The organism is Streptomyces sp. NPDC041129 (assembly GCF_055592265.1).
This window is the reverse complement of the sequence record NZ_JBVIYV010000001.1, coordinates 162,177-178,959: the sequence shown is the minus strand read 5'-3', so window position 1 is coordinate 178,959 and position 16,783 is coordinate 162,177. Positions and strand designations below refer to the sequence as shown.

The window sequence follows — 16,783 nt, the reverse complement described above, 5'->3', positions numbered from 1 at the left end:
CTCCCTCCAGGCCTTCCGCGTAACCGGGGCCGCCGCACCCAAACGCCGCCCGGCTCACCCGGACGCCGGTCGCGCCCGCGTTTCGCCCGGTCGGCGGCGGTTACCCGGCGCGGGTCCCGTCGGTCCCCGTCAGTCGCGACCCCGGCCGTCCGGTCGCGCGGAGGTGTCTTTCATGCCCGAGTACGGTTACTTCCTGGCCTGCGAGGAGCACGGTCCGGCCGAGCTGATCGAACAGGCCCGCATGGCCGAACAGGCCGGCTTCCAGTCGCTGTGGATCTCCGACCACTACCACCCGTGGAACGGCGCGCAAGGACAGAGCCCGTTCGTCTGGTCGATGATCGGCGCGCTGTCGGAGGCCGTGTCGCTGCCCATCGAGACGGCCGTGACCTGCCCGACGGTACGCATCCACCCGGCGGTGCTGGCGCAGGCCGCGGCGACCAGCGCGGTGCTGACCGGCGGCCGCTTCCGGCTCGGTGTCGGTACCGGCGAGGCGCTGAACGAGCACATCCTCGGCGACCGCTGGCCCCCGGCGCACGTCCGGCTGGAGATGCTGGAGGAGGCCGTCCAGGTGATGCGCCGGCTGTTCACCGGCGAGGAGGTCAACCATCACGGCACGCACTACACCGTGGAGAACGCCCGGCTGTACACGGTCCCGGACGAACCCGTCCCGATCGACATCTCCGGCTTCGGCCCCAAGGCCACCGCGCTGGCCGCGCGGGTGGGCGACGGCTACATCACGATGACGCCGGACGAGGAGATGGTCACCCAGTACCGCAAGGGCGGCGGCGGGGCCAGGCCGGTCAGCGGCGGTACGAAGGTCTGTTACGGGGCCGACCGCGACGACTGCGTGCGGACGGTGCGGAAGCTCTGGTACAACGAGCTGCTGCCCGGCGAGATGGGCCAGGTGCTGCCCTCGCCCCGGCACTTCGAGCAGCTCGCCGAGCTGGTCAGCGAGGACATGGTGCGGGAGAAGTCGGTGTGCGGCGACGACGTCGACGAGCATGTCTCGGCGCTGCGGGCGTTCGCCGACGCGGGCTTCGACCGGGTGTACGTGAACCAGATCGGGCCGGATCAGAAGGGGTTCTTCGATTTCTACCGCACGAAGGTGCTGCCGCAGCTCGGGGGGTGAGAGCGCGGCGCGTGGCCGCTCGTGACCGGAAGGGGCGCGCGGTTCCCCGCGCCCCTTCCGGGATTGTCGCCGGCTTGCGCGGCTCGGGGCGCGGGGGCGGGGGTCAGGCCCTGTGGTGGGGGATGTCGTCCGGCGGGGGCGGGGCCTCGGTGGGCATCGGGGGGTAGGGAGTGCCGGGGCGGGTGGCGCCCGCCACCTGGGCGGTGGCTGAGCCGTGCCCGTGTTTCGGGTGGGCGGCGCCGCGCAGCACGTAGGCGAGGGCGCCCAGGATCGCGGCGGTGATCAGTGCGGCCGCCCAGCCCGGCAGGCCCACGGCCAGCGCGAGGCCCACCGCGAGAGCGAGGGCGCCGCCCGCGTACAGGGCGACGGCTCCCGAGGCGGCGTAGAGCATGGCGGTGCGGCGTTGCTTGCGACTCTGCTCGCGCAGTTCGTCCCGTACCGTCTCGCGTGCCACCTGTGCCAGCTCTTCGACGAGGTGCTTGTCCAGATGTTCCAGGTGATCCAAACGGTCCATGGAATACGCCTACCCGCGGGGCCCGCGCGGTAACGGGATCGCCGGTGCTCCGCCCGGGACTCGGCCTGTGCCGGTCCTGACGTCCCAACTAGGCTCGTGCGCATGGAGATTCTGGGCGCCACACTGCGTATCTGCGTCGACGACCTCGACACCGCGATCCCCTTCTACGAGCGGCTGGCGGGCGGCCGGGCGCTCCGGTTCGAGCGTGGCGGGGTCCAGGTGGCCGCGATCGGCTCCTTCCTCCTGATGAGCGGCCCCGAGGCGGAGCTGGAGGTGCTGCGCAAGGTGACGGCGACGATCGCCGTGAAGGACGTGACCGAGGCGCACCGGCTGCTGACCGACCTGGGCGCCCGGGTCATCGCCGGACCGGTGCCGACCCCGGCGGGCCGGAACCTGCTGGCGATGCACCCGGACGGCTCGATCTTCGAGTACGTCGACCAGAGCGGCTGAGCCGTCCGCCCGCTCAGCCGGCGTCCGGCCGCATCCGGAAGTCGAGACGGGCGGGCAGCGGTTCGTCGGTGAGCCGGGCCCACAGCAGCTCGATCACGTCGGCGCCCTCCCGCAGGTCCGGCACCTCGAACCCCTCGTCGAGGACGGCCCGGGCGTCCGCCCGCCGCCCCTCGGCGAGCAGCAGTCCCGCCTCCAGCAGCCGGAACGGGCCGCTGTGCCGCACGGCGGGCAGCAGCCGCTCCCACACGGCGCGGGCCTGCGCGGTGCGTCCCGCCCGCAGCAGCGCCTGGAGCGCCTCCCGGCCGAGCGCGGCCACGGCCGCGGTCCAGGCCTCCCCGTCGTCCCGCCGTTCGCGGCACAGGTCGTCGAAGGCCTCCGCGTACCGGTCGGCGGCCCGCTCGTGGTGGCCGGACTCCTGGTCGGCGACGGCCAGGCAGCGCAGCAGCGGCCACTGCGACGGGGCGAGCGGCACGGCCCGCTCCCAGCTCCGCACCGCCTGGGCACGGTCACCGGCGTGCCACTGGGCGACGCCCAGGTGGTACTCGGTGTGCGGGGTGGCCGGTGCGGTCTCCAGCATGTCCCGCCAGTGTGGAGCGACCAGTGTCCCGCCGGGCGGGCGGACCCGGCGCGGTTCCGGCAGCGAGCCGGTGCGCAGCAGCTCCAGCCAGGGCTGCTGCGCCTCGCCGAGCGTGGACTCGGGAAACGGCGTGCCGGGCAGTTTCCAGTCGGCGCGCCGGACCTCGAGCGCGCCCCAGCCCGAGCCGGTGGCCAGCCGCTCGCCGGGTTCGGTGTCGGCGTACGGCTTCCAGTCGGTGTACGCCTGCTCGACGCGGGCCCTCGGCAGGGCCGCCGCCAGCCGGTCCTCGGCGCCCCGCACGACCGCCGGCCACGAGGGGCCGTCGGGGGTGGCGGTGAGCGGGCCGTACGCCTCCAGCCAGGACACCTCGCTCTCGGGTTCCAGCCGGACGTGCTCGAGCTGGGTGCGGGCGAGGCCGGCCTGGATCTCGCAGTAGCCGCCGGTGCCGGGCTCGGTCAGCCACTCCTGCCAGCGCCGGCCGCCGGGGCCGCTGCCCCACACGAACAGCTTCCGGCCGCGCAGCACGTCGGTGGAGGTCTGCACCAACCCGTGGCCGTCCGCGTCCAGCGCCGCGATCCAGCGGCGCCGGCCGTCCGGAACCTCGTAGAAGTAGTCGGCGGCATAGGGGCTGTTGAGGGGGTGGGTGCGGTCGATGCCGTCGTGGCAGGGGACCGGCACCCGGCGCAGGCGGCGCTCGTACCCGAACTGCCAGGCCTCCTCGGCCGGGGCGAGGACCCGGCGGTCCTCGGGGACGGCGATGTTGGACCACCAGTAGGCGGGCGCCGGGTGCTCGTGCGGGTTGCGGATCCGGACGCCCGCGTACAGGAAGTCGGATCCCTCGGGGAGCCACAGGTCGACCTGGAAGGGCAGGTCGCGCAGCCGCTCCCACTCCCACAGGCGCAGCATCTCGCCGCCGTCGGGGGCGGGGACGCGGGCGGCGTGCAGGGGTGCGCAGGACAGGGTGGTGTGGCCGGTGGCGCCGATGTTCCACTCGATGCCGCCGGAGTACCAGGCGCCGTTGAGCGCGAAGTTGGCGGGCTGGAACACCGGGTTGCGGTAGAGGAGTTCGCGCCCGGTGGGCAGGTGGACCAGGGAGGCGATCCGGCCGCCGAGGCCGGGCAGGACGGTGGCGCGCAGCCGGTCGTTCTCGATCACCAGGGCCTGGAGGGAGCGGGGTTCGCGGGTTCTGCCGTACCCGTCGCGCACCCGCACCGGCAGCAGGCTGCGCAGCGGCTCGTAGTCGAGCTGCCGTGCCATGTCGCGGGGCATGTCCCCGCGGTCCCGGTCGTCGACGCGGTGCACCTCGTCGAGGGGGCGGAGCGGGGGCAGGGGGTTGTCGGGGCCCAACCGCGCGGCGGGCAGGGTGATTACCTCACGTCGGATCCTCGTCACGATGACCATGGAACCCGTCGTGCGGCCGGTCGGCCAGGGGATCTGCCGGTCAGGATTGCGCAAAGGCGGCCACGACCAGGTCGGCCAGCAGGGCTCCCGCCGTGCCCTGGGGGTCGAGGTCGGGGTCGTAGATGGTGACGTTGACGCCCACGCAGCGCGGGGACGCCAGCAACGGGCGGAGCAGCTCCTCCAGTTCGTCCGGCAGCAGACCGTCCGGGTCGGGGCTGTCGACGGCCGGCATCACGGACGGGTCGAGGACGTCGGCGTCCAGATGGACCCAGAAGCCGTCGAGTCCGGGTGCCCGGAAGGCCTCCGCGGCGGCACGGGCGACCGGCCCGGCGCCCTCGGCACGGATACCGCCGACGGTGGCGACCGGCATCTTCAGCGAGGCGAGTTCGGCCAGGTCGTCGGTGAAGGCGTCGCGGATGCCGAAGAACCGTACGTCCTCGTCCCTGAGGTAGGGCCGGAGCCCCTCCAGGTTCGTCAGGTCCTCCTGGCCGCGTCCGGTGCCGATCGCGACCTCCTCGCCGCCCGCGGCGCCGATCCGGCCGGAGTTCCCCGGGTGCCGGAAGTCGTGCGAGGCGTCGATCGCGGCGAGCCCGTACCGGCCGAGGCGGCGCATGGCGAGGGAGGCGCCGAGCTGGATGGAGCAGTCGCCGCCGAGGACGACGGGGAACTCCCCGGCGCGCAGGTGGCGTTCGACGCGGTCGGCGAGCCGTACGGTGTAGCCGGCGAGCGCGGCCGCGTTGAACACGCCGTCGCCCTCCCGCCAGTCACCGCGGTCGTAGCGGGGCGGTACGACGACGCCGCCCTCCCGTGCGCCGAGCCGCCGCAGCAGGCCCTGCTCCCGGAGGGCTCCCGCCAGCTTGTAGCAGCCGGGGACTGTGCCGGGGGCCGGCGGGCGCAGCCCCAGGTTGGAGGGGGCGTCGAGCAGGACGAGCGTTCGCATGGGAGTCTCCCTCGGCCGGTCGGCGGGTTCAGTCGGCGGTGCGCATCTCGGCGGTCAGGGCCCAGCGTTCGTGGTCGCGCCAGGCGCCGTCGATGAAGATCATGTCGGGTGAGAAGCCCTCCAGGCGGAAGCCGGCGCCGCGGGCCAGCGCGACGGAGGCGGCGTTGTCCGGCTGGGCGTTGATCTCGAGCCGGTGCAGTCCGAGCGCACCGAACGCGTAGCCGATCACCAGGTCGAGGCCCTCGCGCATCAGTCCCCGGCCGGCCGCGTGGGCGAAGGCGCCGTAGCCGAGGGCGCCGCACTGGAAGCCGCCCCGGACGATGTTGTTGATGTTGATGAACCCGGCGATGTCCCCGGTGTCCTTCTCGCACACGAGGAACCCGGCCCTGGCCGGGTCCTTGATGAGTGCCCCGGCGTAGCTCGCGTAGCCCTCGTCGGTGTCCGGCGGGAACAGCCACGGCCGGTGCAGGTCCTTGCTCTCCCTGGCCCGGGCGGTGAACTCGGGGCCGTCGCCGAGGGTGAAGGCGCGGATGCCCACGCGGGGGCCGGTGGCGAGGTAGTGGGCTGCGGTGTGCGGCATCCGGCCAGCCTACGCGTGACCGGCCGGGACACCGCAGCGCATTGTCTCGCCACCGGCCGGGCCGCGCACCGCGTGCGACCCGGCCGGTCCCGGTCAGCGCAGCGCGGGCTCGTCCAGCGTCAAGGTCCCCGCGTCGGCGTCGAGTTCGGCCGTCACTCCGAACGGCACCGTCAGCGCCCCGTCGCAGTGCCCGAATCCGATCTCCTCGACGACCGGTACTCCGAGCCCGCCGAGCCGGTCGGCGAGGACCGCGCGGAGTTCGCCGTACGGTCCGCAGTCGTGCCAGGAGCCGAGCCCGACCCCGGCGACGCCGTCGAGCCAGCCGGAGCGCAGGAGCTGGGTCAGCAGCCTGTCCACGCGGTACGGCCGCTCCCCCACGTCCTCGAGCAGCAGCAGTCCGCCATGGGCGCCGGGGTGGGCCAGGGGCGTGCCGAGGTCGCCGGCGAGCATGCTGAGACAGCCGCCGAGGGTCACCCCGCGGGCCCGCCCGGGTGCCAGGGCGGGGCGGCCCGAGGCGAGGGTGCGGACCGTCTCCGGTGCGAACAGGGTGGCCCGCAGATGCTCCTGCGCCCGGGCGTTCTTGATGAAGTCGACACCCGCGGCGGCCGGACCGTGCAGGGTGACAAGACCGAGCCGGGTGGCGAACGCCTGGTGCAGCACGGTGATGTCGCTGAAGCCGACGAACACCTTCGGCCCGGCCGCGCGCATCGCCTCCCAGTCGAGCAGATCGGCCATGCGCTGGGCCCCGTACCCGCCGCGGGCGCAGAGCACCGCGTCCACGGCGGGGTCGCACCAGGCGTGCTGCAGGTCGGCCGCCCGGTCGGCGTCGGTGCCCGCCAGGTAGCCCAGCTCCCCGTGCCGGTCCAGCACATGAGGCGCCACCACCGGGTCGAGGTCCCAGCCGCGCAGCACGTCCAGACCGGCCTGGAGCCGTTCCTCGGCCACCGGCCCACTGGGCGCGACGACGGCCACCCGCGCGCCGGGGGCCAGCCGCTCCGGCCGGTCGAGTTCCCTCATGTGCCCAGCTCCAGCTTCGGCACCGCGGGTGTCGGGTCCAGCCCGAACACCTGCGCGTACAGGGACAGTTCGGCCTCCAGGGCACGCACCATGGTGTCGGCCCGCCGGAAGCCGTGTCCCTCCCCCTCGAAGGTGAGGTAGGCGTGCGGTACGCCCCGGCCCTCGATGCCGGCGAGCAGGCGCTCGCACTGGGCGGGCGGGCAGATCACGTCGTCCAGGCCCTGGAGCAGCAGGAACGGCGCGGTGAGCCGGTCGGCGTGCGCGGTGGGCGAGCGCTCGGCGTACCGGTCGGGGACCTCGGCCGGCGAGCCGATCAGCGACTCCAGATAGCGCGACTCGAAGTCGTGGGTCTCCCCCGGTCCCCAGGTGGCGAGGTCCAGGACGGGGTAGATGATCGTGCCGCAGGCGTACACGTCCGTCCCGGTCAGGGACGCGGCGGTGGTCCAGCCGCCCGCGCTGCCGCCCCGGATGGCGAGCCGGCCGCGGTCGGCGGTGCCCTCCTCGGCGAGGGCTAGGGCGACGGCCGCGCAGTCCTCGACGTCGACCACGCCCCACTGCTCGCGCAGCCGCTCCCGGTAGGCGCGGCCGTACCCGGTGGAGCCGCCGTAGTTGACCTCGGCGACTCCGATGCCGCGCGAGGTGAAGTAGGCGATCTCCAGGTCGAGTACGCACGGCACGCGGCCGGTGGGGCCGCCGTGCGCCCAGATGACGTACGGCGGCAGTTCGCCGTCGGGGGCGGTGCGGCCGGGGTGGTGCGGCGGGTAGACGTGGGCGTGCACCTCGCGGCCGCCGGGGCCGGTGAAGACACGGGTCTCGGGCTCCGGGTAGTACGCCGGGTCCACGGCGTCCCGGTGACGGGCGCCGATGGCCCGGGCGCGTCCGATCCGGGTGTCCAGTTCCACCACTTCCGGCCCGGTGCGCGCGCCGGCCCCGACCGCGACGACCCGTTCGCCGTGGACCGCGAGGGTGGAGCCGAACTCGGTCCACGGTCCGGCGGCGTCGACCACCTCGCCGGACTCGGGGTCCAGTATCCCGAGCACGGCGGCGCCACGGCCGTGCACGACCGCGATCAGACCGTTGTCCAGCGGCGCGAACCAGTTCAGGCCCAGCTTCCACAGCGGCCCGGCGAACTCCTCCTCGCGCGGGCACAGCGGGGTGCCGTCACGGTAGAGGTTCCACCAGCCGCCGCGGTCGCTCGCGTACAGCAGGGCGCCGTCGGCGGCCCACTCCACCTGCGCGACGGACTCCTCGGGGCCGCCGGCGACGGTGCGGACCGTGTGCAGGGTGCCGTCGTCACCGACCTCACCGACGAGCAGCTCCGTGCCGTCCCACGGCATCCGCGGATGGTCCCAGGCGAGCCAGGCGGCCCGGCGGCCGTCGGGCGAGAGCCGGGGGCCGGTGACGAACCGGTGCCGTTCCGGGACGAGTTCCCGTACGGCGGCCCGGTCACCGGCGGCCGAGCCGTCCAGCGGTACGGCGGCCAGGACGCGCCGTACGTCGTCCGGTCCGTCCCCGGTGAACTCCTCCAGCACACACCACGCCTCGCCGCGGGCGAGGTCCACCCGCGGCTCCGCCCAGCGCAGTCCGCCCTCCACCGGCGACAGCGGGGTGAGCGGACGCGGCTCGCCGCCGGGCTCGTACCGGTACAGCCGCTGGTCGGCGAAGTTCACGAACACCACCAGGGGCACACCGTCCCGGAGCGTTCCGGTCCACGGCCGGCCGCCGTACTCGATGACCCGGGTGCGCACGTTCCACGGCGCCGGCAGCACCGACTCCTCGGTGCCCTCGGCCGTGCGACGCACCAGGGCCCGGCGGCCGCCCTCGGCGGGCCGGGGCTCGGTCCACCAGACCTCGTCGCCGACGAACCCCACCCACTCCGGCTGCCCGTCGTGCGCCGCGGCCAGCGCCGCGTCGATCGGCGAGGGCCAGGAACCGTACGGCTGCTTCATCTCGTCCCCCATCGTCTAGGCCGTCCGTAGGAACCGGTCGAGGACACGGACGCCGAAGTGCAGCGCCTCGACGGGGACGCGCTCGTCGACGCCGTGGAAGAGCGCCTGGTAGTCGAGGTCCTCGGGCAGCTTCAGCGGTGCGAAGCCGTAGCCGGTGATGCCGAGCCGGGAGAACTGCTTGGCGTCCGTGCCGCCGGACATGCAGTACGGCACCACGTGCCCTTCGGGCGCGAGCTCCTCGACCGCCGCCCGCATCTTGGCGTAGGTGGGCGAGTCGAGGGGGGCCTGCAGGGCGACCTCGTGGTGGGCGAACTCCCAGTCCACGTCCGGCCCGGTGAGCCGGTCGAGGGTGGTGCGGAACTCCTCCTCACCGCCCGCGAGATACCGTCCGTCCACGTAGGCGACGGCCTCGCCCGGAATGACGTTGACCTTGTAACCGGCGTTCAGCATGGTCGGGTTGGCGCTGTTACGGACGGTGGACTCGACCAGCTTGGCGGCCGGGCCCAGCTTCCTCAGCAGCCCGTCCACGTCCTCGAAGTCGGCGTCGACGCCGTACAGGGCGGCGAGTTCACCGAGCGCGGCCCGCACGGTCGGGGTGAGCCTGAGCGGCCACTCGTGCTCGCCGATGCGGGTGACGGCGGCGGCGAGCCGGGTGACCGCGTTCTCCTTGTTCACCTTGGAGCCGTGTCCGGCCCGGCCGCGCGCGGTCAGCTTCAGCCAGCCGGTGCCCCGCTCCCCCGCGGCGATCGGGTAGAGCTGCCGCCCGGAGCCGTCGTGGAAGGTGAAGGCGCCCGACTCGCTGACGCCCTCGGTGCAGCCCTCGAACAGCTCCGGGTGCTCGTCGGCGAGGAAGCCCGAGCCGTCCTCGGCGCTGGCCTCCTCGTCGGCGGTGAACGCGACGACGACGTCCCGCCGGGGCCGTACGCCCTGCCGGGCCCAGGAGCGGACGACCGCGAGGATCATCGCGTCCATGTTCTTCATGTCGACGGCGCCGCGCCCCCACACCACGCCGTCGCGGATCTCGCCCGAGAACGGGTCGACGCTCCAGTCGGCGGCCTCCGCCGGCACCACGTCGAGATGGCCGTGCACCAGCAGCGCGTCGGCGGACGGGTCGGTGCCCGCGATCCGGGCGACGACATTGGTCCGCCCCCGGGTCCGCTCCAGCATCAGCGGTTCCAGGCCCGCCCCGGCCAGCCGCTCGGCGGCGTACTCGGCCGCCGGCCGCTCCTGGCAGTCGCCGCCGCCCCGGTTGGTGGTGTCGATGCGGATCAGGCCGGAGGTGAACTCCACCACCTCGTCCAGGGCCTGCTGGTCAGCCATACTGCTCCTCCACTGCGGCCGAGACGATCGTGGTGACCGCCTTGAAGGCACGGATTCCCTCGTACATGGTGTCGCTGGTGTACGCCACCTTGCGCTCGCCGACGCGTGCCACGCCCGGCACGACGGTCGCGGCCATCGCCAGGTGCTCGGCGTCGAACTCGACGGCGACCGTGAACGGGCCGCCCGGCACCGGCTCGTACCGGACGGCGAGCTGTGCGGCCTCCTTGGCCGCGGCGCGGATGTCGGCGGCGGTGCGGGCCGGGGTACGGCAGACCGCCGCGTACCGGGACACATGGTCCTTGACCGCGACCTTCAGCGCTTCCGGCGCGTATCCGAGGGCGTCCTCGCAGGCCAGGTCGTCGCCGGTGACGAGCACGACGGGGACGCCGTACTCGGCGACGACGTGCGCGTTGAGCAGACCCTCGCTCGCACGGACGTCGTTCACCCACACCCCGGTGATCTGGTTCGCGAGGTAGGTGTGGGCGAGAACGCCCTCCATGCCGGCGCCGGCGTGGTAGCCGATGAACGCGATGCCGTCGACGTCGCCGTGCTGGACGCCCTCGACCATGGAGAGCGACTTGTGCCGCCCGGTGAGCATCTCCACCCGCTCGTCGAGCTGTTCCAGGAGGAGGTTGCGCATGGTCCAGTGGGCCTCGTTGACGAGCACCTGGTCGGCGCCGCCGTCGAAGAAGCCGAGCACGGCGGCGTTCACGTCGGAGGTGAACATGGACCGGCAGCGCTCCCACTGCGGCGTCCCCGGGAGCACGTCGGCCGGCCAGGTGACGCCGGTGGCACCCTCCATGTCCGCGCTGATGAGGATCTTCATGCACCGCACGTTACGCGGTGCCCCGGGGCGGCGGCTACGACCCCCGTCCGCAGGACCGCCGCCCCGGGGACCTCGTCACTTGCCGGCCAGCACGAACCAGCGGGCGGGCAGGTCGATGCGGGTGCCGTCGGCCAGGTTCTCGGTCTGCGGCACGGTGGTCTCGCCGGTGGCCAGTATCTCGAGTCCGGCCTCGCCGAGCAGGCGCGGTATCTCCTCGTCGTCGGCGTCGGCGGGCTTGAGGCCGTGGTGGAAGACCCGGCGCAGCTTGGGCCCCGGCCCCTCGGGCCCGCCGGCGGCCCGCTTGAGGACGTCGCGGGACCCGGACGTCAGCTCGACGACGAACGCGCGCCCCTCGGTGCCGAGGAGCTCGGCGACCGCGGCGGCCACCGCGGCGCGGGCGTGCGGCTCGCTCTGGTGGATGACGGCGCGCATGTAGACATTGGTGTCGCCGAGCCGCTCGTGCAGCTCCCGCACCGCGCCGGTGTCCGTCAGGTCGAGCTGCTGGAACTCGACCGGGCCGCCGTTCGCGGCGCGCCGGGCGTGCTCGACGGCGGCGTGCGAGAGGTCGACGCCGACGGCGCGGACGAACCGGGTGGCGAGGTAGCGGGTCTGGGTGCCGTTGCCGCAGCCGAGGTCCACTATGGTGCGCCCGGTGTCGGCGTACGGCAGGAGCAGTTCGCTGTGCGGCTCGGCGCTCAGGGACGGGTCGGAGTCCCAGATCGCCTCTCCCGTCCCGTCGGCGGTCTCCCGCCAGTAACTCTCCCAGTTGTCACGATAGTTGTCCGAGACGTTCACGGCGATCTCCCCACGGTCGGTTGCGTGATCGGGATATCGCGATCCCGGTGTGCGGGGCAAGGGGCCGGAGGCCACCTTCACCGGATGTACGGACCACGGCCACCGCGGGGGGCGCGCGGAGCGGATGGCGCGCCCCCGTTCATCGCCCTTCGGTGAGGCCCTGCTCGAACCAGACGGTTTTGCGGTGCCCGGTGGCGCTGGCACCCCACTCGCGGGCCAGCCTGCTGACCACCCGCAGCCCACGCCCGGCCTCGTCGTACGGCCCCGCGGCGAGCATGCTGGGCAGGGCGGGCTCGTCGTCCGTGACCTCGAACAGCAGCGCGTCGGTGCGGACCACACGGAGTCCGACCCGGCCGCCTCCGCCGTGCCGTACGGCGTTGGTGACGACCTCGCTGACCAGCAGCCGCGCCGTCTCCACGGCCTGCGGCAGGTCCCATTCCAGCAGCCGCTCGCGGACCAGGCTCCGGGCCCGGGCGACCTGTCGCGGGTCGGCGTCGAAGTGCCATTCGGCGACGTGGTCGCCGGGGATGCCGTTGAGCCGGGCCATGAGCAGGGCGACGTCGTCCTTGCGGCCGCCGTGGGTGTTGAGGGCCCGGATGATGGTGTCGCAGGCGTCGTCCATGGAGGCCGCGGGGTGGGCGGCGGACTCGCAGAGCGCGGCCAGACCCTCACCGATGTCGGAGCCGCGCACCTCGACCAGGCCGTCGGTGCACAGCACCAGCCGGTCGCCGGGCGCGACCCGGACGACGGTGGCCTCGAAGGGGACACCGCCCACTCCTATGGGCGCGCCGGTCGGCAGGTCGAGCAGTTCGCTGCGGCCGTCGTCGGCCCGTACCAGCACGGGCGGGATGTGCCCGGCGTTGGCGAGGTGCAGTTCGCCGCGGATCGGGTCGTAGACCGCGTAGAGGCAGGTGGCGAGGTAGTTCTCGCCGAGCCGGCGGGCGAGATCGTCGAGGTTGCGCAGCAGTTGGGCGGGCGGGGTCTCCATGGTGGCCATGGTCTGTACGGCCGTGCGCAACTGCCCCATCATCGCGGCCGAGTTCAGCCCGTGGCCCATGACGTCGCCGACCACGAGGGCGGTGCGGGAGCCGGGCAGCTTGATGGTGTCGAACCAGTCGCCGCCGATCCGGCCGAGCCGGGTGCCGGGCAGATAGCGGGTCGCCACGTCGCAGCCGGCCATCCGCGGGGTGACCTGCGGCAGCATGCTGTCCTGCAGGGTGTCGGCGACGTTCTCCTGGTACGTGTACATGCGGGCGTTGTCGAGCACCAGGCCCGCGCGGGCGGCGAGTTCGGCACCCGTGGTGCGGTCCATGTCGTCGAACGCGGAACGGTCCGGGCGGCGCATCAGCACCATGAAGCCGAGGACGACGTTGCGCGCCTTGAGCGGCACGATCAGCAGGGAGCGGCCGCCGATGAGCGGCCTGAGGTCGCGCTTCTCGAACTCGCCGGAGATGCGGTTGGACAGCTCCTCGGTGACCCGCGGGATCAGCACCGGCTCGCCCGTCACCATGCACTTGTAGAACGGGGTGTGCTCGGGGAAGGCGAACGTCTCGCCGACCGGCACGGTGTCGTCCCAGCGGCCCGGTTCGTCGTTGTGCTCGACCCAGACGCGGTGCATCACGGTGCTCGCGTCCGGCGGGCCGTCCGGGAAGCCCTCGCCGGCGAGCACCGCCGAACGCAGGTGGGTGCCGGCGAAGTCCGCGAAGCGGGGCACCGCGGCGCTGGTGACCTCGCGGATGGTCTCGCCGAGGTCGAGCGAGGTGCCGATGCCTGAGCTGACCTCGTTGAGGAACTCCAGCCGCTCGCGCACGGCGGCGTGCTCGAGGTCCTGCTCGGCTCCGGCCGGGACTACGGGCCCGGTCCGCTGCTGCGGTACGACGGCCTCGGTCCGGCTGCGGCCGGGGCGGCGCGGCACTCCCCAGTACGGGGTGACGGGCACCCGGTCGAACTGGCTGAACTCCAGCACGGGATAGCCCAGTTCGAGGATCTGGGAGACGATGCGGCCGCTGAGGTCGGGGCCCATGTTGGGCAGGATCTCGGGGAGCCGCCGCTCGAGTTCGTCGGAGGCGGGCAGTTCGGTGTGGCGGGCGAAGCCGGGCGAGATGTGCTCGGCCGTCTCGTTGTCGTAGCCGCGCTCCTCGCGCAGCCGGGCGGCGTCGGCGGCGAGCACCAGCAGCCGGAACGGACCCGGTCCGACCAGCGGGTAGGCCCACCAGAGCACGTCGATCCGCTCGCCGTCGGCCGCCCCGGCACCGGACCGCCCGTCCTTGTGCGGGAACTGGCGGGCCCGGCCGGCCGCCGGGTAGGCGGTACGGCCGCCGAGGGAGGCCTCCAGGTCGGGACCTAGCCCGTCGTACGCCTCGTAGGGGCCGTAGGCGTCCGGCGTCGCGTCGCTGTGCGGGTCGTCGGAGAGCGCGCCGGACACCGGCAGCAGATCCACCGCGGGACGCCCGACGGCGTCCTGCCGGCCGACGCCGAACAGGCGGCCCGCCCCACTGCTCCAGTGGGACACCAGACCGTCGCGGTCGACGACCACCACGGCAAGCGGAATGCGGCCCGCCGCGGCGTCGCCGGCGCCGCGGCCGGGAGGTGTGTCCCGCTCGCTGCCACGGTCCATGGCCCAGGCCCTCTCTCCCCACGGCTGTTCGCAAACGATCTGTGCCGCCCGCCACTACGGTACGGGGCCGTCCGGTCGCGATGTGCGGCAATCCCCGAATTGGTTTCACCGTTCCGCACCGGCGCGCGGCTCGGCGACCTGCGGGCGCCGCCCCGTCAGTCCTCGTGTCCCAGTTGCAGATCGCGTTCCGTGCGGCCGCCGCCCGCGACCTGCAGAACGGTTGCGACCGGCGGGTAACCTGCGGCGATGACCGTGTACTCGCCGGAGGACAGGTCCACGAACCGGAACGCTCCGTCGGCTCCGGTGGTGAGGGTGTCCACGACGTTCCCGGCGGCGTCCAGGAGCGTGACGCGGGCGTCCTCCACGGCACGGCCGCCGCTCGCCCGGACGGTGCCCCGCAGCACGGCCCCGCCCGCGAGTTCGACGTCCTGCCGGGTCTCCCGGGCGGCCTGGACGGTGACCGGGAGCGCCGCGGGCCGGAAGGCGGGCGCGCTGGCGGCGAGGGTGTACTCGCCCGCCACCAGCTCGGTGATGACGTAACCGCCCTCGCGGCCGCTGCGGGTGCTGGCGACGACCTCGCCGTGCACGTTGGTGAGGGTCACGGTGGCGTCCCGGACGGGGCTGCCGTCGGCGGTGAGCACACTGCCGGCGAGGCGTCCGGCGCCGCCGAGGACGACATCGAGTTCGACGGGCCGCTCGCCGACGGTGACGGAGACGGCCTGCGGCTGGTGGCCGCCGGCGGCGGCGATCAGCACGTACGAGCCGACGCCGGGCGTGGCGAGCGCGTAGCGCCCGTCGTCGCCGCTCGCACCGCGCCCGATCTGCTGTCCGGCGACGTCGATGAGGGTGAGCGCCGCGCGGGGCACCACGGTCCCGTCGGGGTGCTGCACCGTGCCGCATACGGGGACTCCGGCGGCGTACGGCGAGCGGGACGCCCCGGCCGGGGTCTGATGGCGGGCCTGCGGGATGGGGGTGGTCGGGGACGCGGGCTCGGTTTCGGCGGCGTTGTGGGACACCAGGGGTTTCTCCTTGAGGAAGATGGCGATGAGCAGGCCGAGGACGAGCACCGGGACGAGGTAGAGGAAGATCCGGGGCATCGCGTCGGCGTAGGCGCGGATGTAGGCGTCGCGCAGCGCCGGCGGCAGCGCGTGCACGAGCTGCGGGGTCAGGGACTCGGGGTCGGGCAGCCCGGCGCCCGCGCGCGGCGGCAGCTCGCGCCGCAGGGCGTCGGTGAGCCGGCCGGCGAAGAGCGTGCCGAAGACGGCGGCGCCGACGCTCCCGCCGATCTGCCGGAAGTAGTTGTTGGCGCTGGTGGCGGTGCCGAGGTCGGCGGGGCGCACGGAGTTCTGCACGGCGAGGACCAGGACCGGCATCACCAGGCCGATGCCCGCGCCGAGGACGGCCATCCAGACGCTGTAGTACAGCCGGGGCGTGTCCACCTCGAGCCGGGACAGCAGCCACATGCCGACGGCGGACAGGGCGCCGCCGAGGACGGGGTAGAGCTTGTACCGCCCGGTGTGGCTGATGAGCTGTCCGCCGATGATCGAGGCGCCGACGATGCCGGCCATCATGGGCAGCATCAGCAGCCCGGACTCGGTGGCGCTGGCCCCGTCGACCATCTGCAGGAAGGTCGGCAGGTAGCTGGCGGCGCCGAACAGCGCCACGCCGATCACCAGGCCGACCAGGCCGGTGACGTTGAAGACGGAGTCCCGGAACAGGCGGAGCGGGATGAGGGGTTCGGCGGCGAAGTGCTCGGCGACGAGGAAGAGGACGGTGGCGGCCAGGGCGCCCGCGCCGAGGCCGAGGATCTCCGGTGAGCCCCAGGCGTACTCGGTGCCGCCCCAGCTCGTGAGCAGCACCAAGCAGGTGGAGGCGGCGGCGAGCAGCAGCGCGCCGGGCACGTCGAGGCGGGCGCGGACGCGGGGCCTGGGGAGTTTGAGGACGGCGCTGACCACGGCGAGGGTGAGCAGGCCGAAGGGGACGTTGATGTAGAAGCACCAGCGCCAGGACAGATGATCGGTGAAGTAGCCGCCGAGCAGCGGACCGGCGACGGAGGCGACACCGAACGCGGCGCCGATCAGGCCCATGTAGCGGCCGCGCTGCCGGGGCGGCACGATGTCGGCGATGATCGCCTGCACCCCGATCATCAGCCCGCCCGCGCCGACGCCCTGGACGGCGCGGAAGGCGATGAGCTGGTCCATGCTCTGCGCCCGCCCGGCGAGCGCGGAACCGGCCACGAAGACCAGGATCGCGAACTGGAAGACGCCCTTGCGGCCGAAGAGGTCACCGAGCTTGCCGTACAGCGGCAGCCCGATGGTGGCGGTGAGCAGATAGGCGGTGATCGCCCAGGACATCTTGTCCAGGCCGTGCAGCTCACCGACGATCTTCGGCAGGGCAGTGGCGACGATCATCTGCTCCAGCGCGGCGAGCAGCAGCGCCAGCATCAGCCCGAGGAAGACCAACCGCACCCGGCGCGCGCCGAGTTCGGCGGTCCCGGGGGGTGGGGCCGCGGGTGTCCCGGGGCGTGCGGTGACCGGCTCGTCCCGCACCAGAGTCGTCCCACCCACGTACCGCTCCCCTCGTCGCACCTGTCACACAATTCCCGCGCAGGACGACAACTGCGGACAAGTACGGCGAGTTACGGCACAAGCTCGGACGAGATGCGAAT

13 protein-coding genes are annotated in these 16,783 nt (G+C 73.7%); 2 read left to right on the top strand and 11 right to left on the bottom strand.

What is annotated here, in order from left to right:
* The first annotated feature begins 172 nt into the window (after positions 1 to 172).
* Positions 173 to 1,129 carry an LLM class F420-dependent oxidoreductase gene (locus ACZ6B1_RS00715; protein ID WP_468773650.1) on the top strand — a complete coding sequence of 319 codons (957 nt, stop codon included), beginning with the start codon at positions 173 to 175 and terminating at the stop codon, positions 1,127 to 1,129.
* A 103-nt stretch (positions 1,130 to 1,232) separates the two neighbouring features.
* Here the strand turns inward: ACZ6B1_RS00715 and ACZ6B1_RS00710 are convergent, their stop codons facing one another.
* Positions 1,233 to 1,643, bottom strand: a complete 411-nt coding sequence (locus ACZ6B1_RS00710) for a phage holin family protein (RefSeq protein ID WP_468773649.1) — start codon at positions 1,641 to 1,643, stop codon at positions 1,233 to 1,235.
* A gap of 102 nt (positions 1,644 to 1,745) precedes the next feature.
* On the opposite strand from ACZ6B1_RS00710, the gene ACZ6B1_RS00705 reads away from it, so the two are divergent.
* Positions 1,746 to 2,093 carry a VOC family protein gene (locus ACZ6B1_RS00705; RefSeq protein WP_358927799.1) on the top strand — a complete coding sequence of 116 codons (348 nt, stop codon included), beginning with the start codon at positions 1,746 to 1,748 and terminating at the stop codon, positions 2,091 to 2,093.
* A 13-nt stretch (positions 2,094 to 2,106) separates the two neighbouring features.
* Here the strand turns inward: ACZ6B1_RS00705 and ACZ6B1_RS00700 are convergent, their stop codons facing one another.
* The 10 genes from ACZ6B1_RS00700 to ACZ6B1_RS00655 form a co-directional block, all read right to left on the bottom strand.
* The gene (locus ACZ6B1_RS00700; RefSeq protein WP_468773647.1) at positions 2,107 to 4,071 is read right to left on the bottom strand and encodes a DUF5107 domain-containing protein; all 1,965 of its coding nucleotides are present in this window, start codon (positions 4,069 to 4,071) and stop codon (positions 2,107 to 2,109) included.
* Between the two features lie 40 nt (positions 4,072 to 4,111).
* Positions 4,112 to 5,011 (bottom strand): arginase family protein, encoded by a 900-nt coding sequence (locus ACZ6B1_RS00695; protein ID WP_468773645.1) that lies wholly within the window; start codon positions 5,009 to 5,011, stop codon positions 4,112 to 4,114.
* A gap of 28 nt (positions 5,012 to 5,039) precedes the next feature.
* Positions 5,040 to 5,591, bottom strand: coding sequence for a GNAT family N-acetyltransferase (locus tag ACZ6B1_RS00690; RefSeq protein WP_468773644.1), 552 nt, complete (start codon positions 5,589 to 5,591; stop codon positions 5,040 to 5,042).
* 93 nt (positions 5,592 to 5,684) lie between these two features.
* Positions 5,685 to 6,608: a S66 peptidase family protein gene (locus ACZ6B1_RS00685; protein WP_468773643.1), complete on the bottom strand. Its 924-nt coding sequence runs from the start codon at positions 6,606 to 6,608 to the stop codon at positions 5,685 to 5,687.
* The gene (locus ACZ6B1_RS00680; RefSeq protein WP_468773641.1) at positions 6,605 to 8,557 is read right to left on the bottom strand and encodes a prolyl oligopeptidase family serine peptidase; all 1,953 of its coding nucleotides are present in this window, start codon (positions 8,555 to 8,557) and stop codon (positions 6,605 to 6,607) included. The genes ACZ6B1_RS00685 and ACZ6B1_RS00680 overlap by 4 nt, the downstream gene beginning before the upstream one ends.
* A gap of 15 nt (positions 8,558 to 8,572) precedes the next feature.
* Positions 8,573 to 9,877 carry a M20/M25/M40 family metallo-hydrolase gene (locus ACZ6B1_RS00675; RefSeq protein WP_468773639.1) on the bottom strand — a complete coding sequence of 435 codons (1,305 nt, stop codon included), beginning with the start codon at positions 9,875 to 9,877 and terminating at the stop codon, positions 8,573 to 8,575.
* Positions 9,870 to 10,703, bottom strand: coding sequence for a M55 family metallopeptidase (locus tag ACZ6B1_RS00670; protein WP_468773638.1), 834 nt, complete (start codon positions 10,701 to 10,703; stop codon positions 9,870 to 9,872). The genes ACZ6B1_RS00675 and ACZ6B1_RS00670 overlap by 8 nt, the downstream gene beginning before the upstream one ends.
* Before the next feature lie 75 nt (positions 10,704 to 10,778).
* Positions 10,779 to 11,498, bottom strand: coding sequence for a methyltransferase domain-containing protein (locus tag ACZ6B1_RS00665; RefSeq protein WP_468773636.1), 720 nt, complete (start codon positions 11,496 to 11,498; stop codon positions 10,779 to 10,781).
* Positions 11,499 to 11,637: 139 nt separating this feature from the next.
* Complete coding sequence (locus ACZ6B1_RS00660) at positions 11,638 to 14,115, bottom strand: ATP-binding SpoIIE family protein phosphatase (protein WP_468773634.1); 2,478 nt, start codon at positions 14,113 to 14,115, stop codon at positions 11,638 to 11,640.
* 155 nt (positions 14,116 to 14,270) lie between these two features.
* The gene (locus ACZ6B1_RS00655; protein ID WP_468773632.1) at positions 14,271 to 16,682 is read right to left on the bottom strand and encodes an MFS transporter; all 2,412 of its coding nucleotides are present in this window, start codon (positions 16,680 to 16,682) and stop codon (positions 14,271 to 14,273) included.
* Positions 16,683 to 16,783: the final 101 nt, after the last annotated feature.

Coding starts and splice junctions, on each gene's coding strand:
- ACZ6B1_RS00715 (WP_468773650.1), top strand. CDS start 173: ATGCCCGAGTACGGTTACTTCCTGGCCTGCGAGGAGCACGGTCCGGCC.
- ACZ6B1_RS00710 (WP_468773649.1), bottom strand. CDS start 1,643: ATGGACCGTTTGGATCACCTGGAACATCTGGACAAGCACCTCGTCGAA.
- ACZ6B1_RS00705 (WP_358927799.1), top strand. CDS start 1,746: ATGGAGATTCTGGGCGCCACACTGCGTATCTGCGTCGACGACCTCGAC.
- ACZ6B1_RS00700 (WP_468773647.1), bottom strand. CDS start 4,071: ATGGTCATCGTGACGAGGATCCGACGTGAGGTAATCACCCTGCCCGCC.
- ACZ6B1_RS00695 (WP_468773645.1), bottom strand. CDS start 5,011: ATGCGAACGCTCGTCCTGCTCGACGCCCCCTCCAACCTGGGGCTGCGC.
- ACZ6B1_RS00690 (WP_468773644.1), bottom strand. CDS start 5,591: ATGCCGCACACCGCAGCCCACTACCTCGCCACCGGCCCCCGCGTGGGC.
- ACZ6B1_RS00685 (WP_468773643.1), bottom strand. CDS start 6,608: ATGAGGGAACTCGACCGGCCGGAGCGGCTGGCCCCCGGCGCGCGGGTG.
- ACZ6B1_RS00680 (WP_468773641.1), bottom strand. CDS start 8,557: ATGAAGCAGCCGTACGGTTCCTGGCCCTCGCCGATCGACGCGGCGCTG.
- ACZ6B1_RS00675 (WP_468773639.1), bottom strand. CDS start 9,877: ATGGCTGACCAGCAGGCCCTGGACGAGGTGGTGGAGTTCACCTCCGGC.
- ACZ6B1_RS00670 (WP_468773638.1), bottom strand. CDS start 10,703: ATGAAGATCCTCATCAGCGCGGACATGGAGGGTGCCACCGGCGTCACC.
- ACZ6B1_RS00660 (WP_468773634.1), bottom strand. CDS start 14,115: ATGGACCGTGGCAGCGAGCGGGACACACCTCCCGGCCGCGGCGCCGGC.